The sequence below is a fragment of the Niameybacter sp. genome, assembly GCF_036655075.1.
In the GTDB taxonomy this organism is placed as follows: domain Bacteria; phylum Bacillota; class Clostridia; order Lachnospirales; family Cellulosilyticaceae; genus Holtiella.
Window position 1 is genome coordinate 1 of record NZ_JAVVQU010000090.1, and the last position, 4,784, is coordinate 4,784.

At 35.5% G+C, this 4,784-nt stretch carries 4 protein-coding genes; all 4 read left to right on the forward strand.

Annotation, left to right across the window (positions count from 1 at the left end; all coding sequences use genetic code 11):
* Positions 1 to 151: 151 nt before the first annotated feature.
* The 4 genes from RRY75_RS13930 to RRY75_RS13945 all read left to right on the forward strand — a co-directional run bounded on the left by RRY75_RS13930 (position 152) and on the right by RRY75_RS13945 (position 4,506).
* The gene (locus RRY75_RS13930; protein WP_332494348.1) at positions 152 to 997 is read left to right on the forward strand and encodes a hypothetical protein; all 846 of its coding nucleotides are present in this window, start codon (positions 152 to 154) and stop codon (positions 995 to 997) included.
* Positions 998 to 1,091: 94 nt separating this feature from the next.
* Positions 1,092 to 2,366: a methionine gamma-lyase family protein gene (locus tag RRY75_RS13935; protein ID WP_332494347.1), complete on the forward strand. Its 1,275-nt coding sequence runs from the start codon at positions 1,092 to 1,094 to the stop codon at positions 2,364 to 2,366.
* 185 nt (positions 2,367 to 2,551) lie between these two features.
* Positions 2,552 to 3,196, forward strand: a complete 645-nt coding sequence (locus RRY75_RS13940; RefSeq protein ID WP_332494346.1) for a TetR/AcrR family transcriptional regulator — start codon at positions 2,552 to 2,554, stop codon at positions 3,194 to 3,196.
* Between the two features lie 80 nt (positions 3,197 to 3,276).
* Positions 3,277 to 4,506 carry an MFS transporter gene (locus RRY75_RS13945; RefSeq protein WP_332494345.1) on the forward strand — a complete coding sequence of 410 codons (1,230 nt, stop codon included), beginning with the start codon at positions 3,277 to 3,279 and terminating at the stop codon, positions 4,504 to 4,506.
* Positions 4,507 to 4,784 lie beyond the last annotated feature (278 nt).

A 4,784-nucleotide genomic window follows, 5' to 3' on the forward strand; every position in this document is an offset into this window, starting at 1 on the left:
ATAATTCAAAAACAATTAAATATATAAAAATATTATATCAAACAAAACAACATGTATATAGCCTAAAAGTATTCGAATAATAGTTGAATGGAAAGGATATTTGGTATAATAAAAGAAAACAATGCCAAAGAGGACAGTAGGAGCTCAACAAATGAATTTATATGACAGACTCATTAAGCTACAAGAAATCGAACATGCTTTTTCTGAGTGGGAAGCATATCGCCATCAAGTAACAGAATTTATTATTAAGGATACGTCACCAGAGCATACCCTTGCTATCTGTGGGGCAGGCAGATGCAATGATTTAGATTTAGAGCGATTAACGAAACATTTTAAACAAGTGATTCTAGTGGATAAAGATGTGCCAAGTATGGAAGCTGCTAGGTATAGGTACAACTTAGAAAAAGATTCCAACTTGAAAATGCAAGTAGCAGACTTTGTCGGGATTGGTGATGACGCTTATAGAGACTATGTGGATACACTGATCGAAGCTGTACGTAAAAAGGGAATACAGACAGATTTAGAAGACTTAGTCAAATTAGCCTTAAAGCAACTTCAAAGCTTAGAAGGGCAAATACTTACAACTCCTGTAGAGTTGGGCATAGCAAGTTGTGACGTTATAGTGGCATTAGGGGTACACAGTCAATTACTCAACATGCTTGAATGGATTTGGACGATTGTTCTTGAAACCATCAGACAAGAAGAGGTGAGTGTAAGGGATAAGATTAAGATGATGAATCGCTTGGCAATAGAAAAATTTAATGATACACTCTTTAGACATGCCAAGAAGCAATTAGTGATGGGATTTGAAGTAGGAAGGGCTGGACAAGAGGGAAGCATTCAAGGTGCAATACAAGGACTTGAAGATATGTCCCATTATGAAGCATCTGGGGAGGTACAAGGTGTAGATACACTGGAGGTGCAGTGGCCTTTTGATGAGAAACAAAATAAGATGTATTACATGCAAATTAAGAAATTTAGCTTAGGAAGGGATTAGAACACCTGAACGCTACCTTGCATATCTTGTCGAAATGATTATAATTAAAGATATTGTAATAAACACACTAGAGTACTTACATGAAGGAGTCCTTATGAATACATTATATGAACTTTTTAAAATCGACCAGGATGTGCAAGAATTTTGTGAAGCAACAAAGCATGAAATTGCTCCTGTATTAGAAGGTATCGATGCACGTATGCACCAAAATGGCGCGAAAGTATTAGCAGCAATGCAAAAAAATAGATTAAGTGATATACACTTTGCAGCAACAACAGGATATGGTTACAACGACTTAGGTCGTGAAGTGGTAGAAAGTATCTATGCAGATATTTTCAAAACAGAGTCAGGACTTGTAAGGCCACAGCTTATGTCAGGCACCCATGCCTTAACTGTTGCATTATTTGGGAATTTACGTCCAGGGGACGAGCTTTTGTCACCAGTAGGCAAACCTTATGATACCCTTGAAGGGGTTATTGGTATCCGTGAAACAAATGGAAGTCTTGCTGAATATGGCATTACATACAAACAAGTGGATTTAAAAGAAGACTTCTCTTTTGACTATGATGCCATTCGTGAAGCCATTACGCCTAAAACAAAAATGGTAACCATTCAACGTTCAAAAGGCTATAGTTATCGTCCAACTTTTTCAGTAGCACAAATTGGAGAACTTATTGCTTTCATTAAAGGAATCCGTGCAGATATTATTTGTATGGTAGATAACTGCTATGGTGAGTTTGTAGACGTAATTGAGCCAACGGAAGTGGGTGCAGACCTTTGTGTAGGGTCACTCATTAAAAATCCAGGGGGCGGCCTTGCACCAATTGGTGGCTACATTGTAGGGAAAGAAGTATTTGTTGAGAATGCAGCAATGCGCCTTACTGCACCAGGTCTTGGTAAAGAAGTTGGGGCGACACTTGGTCTAAACCAACCGGTTCTTCAGGGATTATTCATGGCACCACAAGTGGTATCCAGTGCATTAAAAGGGGCAGTCTTTGCTGCGGCACTTTATGAAAAGCTAGGCTTTGAAGTAATGCCAACATCTACTGAAGGGCGTAATGACATTATTCAAGCTATTAATATGCGTACACCAGAAAACGTCATTGCTTTTTGTCAAGGCATTCAAAAAGGTGCACCAGTAGATAGCTACGTTGTTCCAGAACCATGGGATATGCCAGGCTATGACGCACCTGTTATTATGGCTGCAGGAGCCTTTGTTCAAGGGGCTTCCATTGAGCTGAGTGCAGATGCACCCATTAAACCACCCTATACAGTATTCTTCCAAGGTGGACTTACAGACTATCATGCCTACCTTGGGATTATGATGTCTGTTCAAACGATGAAAGATAAAGGTCTTCTTAGTCTTTAAGTTATAAAGAATTCTATGAAATTTTTAAAAAGCCACAGCAGATGCTGTGGCTTTTTGCAAAGCATTAACGATTGTTTAGTTAAACGCTTAATTGACTTTTATACTAATAGGCCTACAAATAGACTTGACATTATAAAATAACGATGATAACATAAATACCGACGGTATGTATGGAGGTAAATATATTGGCTAGGAATAAATATCCAGAAGAAACTATAAAACTTATTTTAGATGAAGCTTTAAATTTATTTATAGAAAAGGGGTATGAAAATACTTCGATTCAAGACATTATTAATAATCTAGGTGGCCTTTCAAAAGGTGCTATTTATCACCATTTTAAATCGAAAGAAGAAATTTTTGAAGCTGTTTGCAAAAAAATAGGTGATGCGAATGCCCTTTATTATGCTAAAATTCGTGATAACCAAACACATACAGGTTATGAGAAGTTAAAAATTATGATTCAGTCTGCTTATTCCAATCCAAATAGTAAAGCTGTAATGTCTATGACAACTAAGATTATGAATGAACCTAAATTTTTAATGAATCAAATTACACAAATCTTTGATTTAGTTGTACCTCAATACGTTGAACCTATTATTGTTCAAGGTCTTATAGATGGTTCAATAAAAACAGACTTCCCTAAAGAACTTGCAGAAGTTATCATCGTGCTTCTTAATATCTGGATTAATCCTATTATTGCAAAGGTAACCTCAGAACAAATGGATCGTAAACTCAATTTCTTAAGTCAACTCTTAAATGGAATTGGTCTCGACTTATTAGACGAAGAGACAATAGCCCAATACGTGAAGTACTGCAAACTTTATAATTAGTAAAATAATATCTGCCCTTTAGAGGGCAGCTTATTTTAAATAAAATACATACCAACAGTTGGTATTAAAGGAGGATTTCAATGAAAGATCAGAAGTTATTTAATAAAAACTTTACCCTCGTAGTGTTAGGCCAAATCATTTCCTTGTTTGGCAATGCAATCCTGCGCTTTGCGCTACCACTTTATCTCCTTCGTGAAACAGGCTCAGCAGCATTATTTGGTATAGTTACTGCATGCTCATTTTTACCTATGATTATTTTATCGTTTCTTGGTGGGGTATTAGCCGATAGAGTGAATAAGCGTAATATTATGGTTGTACTAGATTTTCTCACCGCCAGTATTATTTTTGTATTATTTCTTTCGCTAGGGAAGTTACCTATTGTTCCCCTCTTTATCATCGTTTTAATGTTACTCTATGGAATTAGTGGTACTTATCAACCTACTGTACAAGCAAGTATTCCGTTTTTAGTAAGTACAAAAAATATTTTATCTGCAGGAGCAGTTATTAGTCAAATTGGGGCTTTGGCAGGTCTTTTAGGTCCTATCATTGGCGGTATGCTATATGGTGCTTTTGGAATTATTCCTATTTTAATGATTAGTATTATTTGTTTCGTGTTATCAGCGATTATGGAGCTTTTCATTTATATTCCTTATGAAAAGAAATGTGATCAAAGGGGGATATTTGCAATCATAAAAAATGATATGCATAGCAGTATAAATTATATAAAAAATGAAAAACCTATTTTGATTAAAATTATTGCTTTAATTGCTGTCTTTAATCTTGTTTTAACAGCTATGCTGATTGTAGGCATTCCTATTTTAATAGTAGATACACTTCAAATGAGTGATAGTCTTTTAGGTTTTTCTCAAGGTGCATTAGCTTTAGGTGGACTTTGTGGAGGAATATTCACAGCTGTAAAAGGTGAGAATCTTAAACTCCAAAATGCATATACTTTATTATTCCTTTGTGGTGTAGGGATTCTAGTAATAGCAGTACCGCTATTGCTCAATCTTCCTGACGTTGTCAGTTACATAGCTATTACACTTGCAAGCTTTGCAATTATGGGTCTTGCTACAATCTTCAGTATTCAGATGATTGCTACTGTTCAAACTGAAACACCGCCGGAACTTGTTGGCAAAGTCATTGCACTTATGATGTCACTTTCAATGTGTGCACAACCAATCGGCCAAACAATCTATGGATTTGCCTTTGATAAGTTCCAAAGTACGACAGGTGTTATCCTACTTATTGTAAGCATATTATCCATCCTTATTTCACTTGTTTCTAAAAAAATATTTAAAGCCTTATAGGCTAAATACTTTTTCTTAAAGTAAACGCTATCACCTAAAATCTACCTAAAACATATATTTTAGGTAGATTTTTGAATTTACATTTAAAAGTTTAATTTAACACAATATAATATAAAATAAGCCTATATAGAAAAACGAGAAAAGGACGTGAATCAACATGATTAAAAAAGTAGAACTAGCAGATAGTCACCTCGTTGCACAATTAGCATTATTACTCTGGCCTGAACATAAGATAGAAGATTTAGAAGAAGAACTAAAAGGATACATCACCTCAAAGT

Excerpts from the sequence above, each read along its gene's own strand:
- RRY75_RS13945 (WP_332494345.1), top strand. The coding sequence starts at position 3,277 with ATGAAAGATCAGAAGTTATTTAATAAAAACTTTACCCTCGTAGTGTTA.
- RRY75_RS13930 (WP_332494348.1), top strand. The coding sequence starts at position 152 with ATGAATTTATATGACAGACTCATTAAGCTACAAGAAATCGAACATGCT.
- RRY75_RS13935 (WP_332494347.1), top strand. The coding sequence starts at position 1,092 with ATGAATACATTATATGAACTTTTTAAAATCGACCAGGATGTGCAAGAA.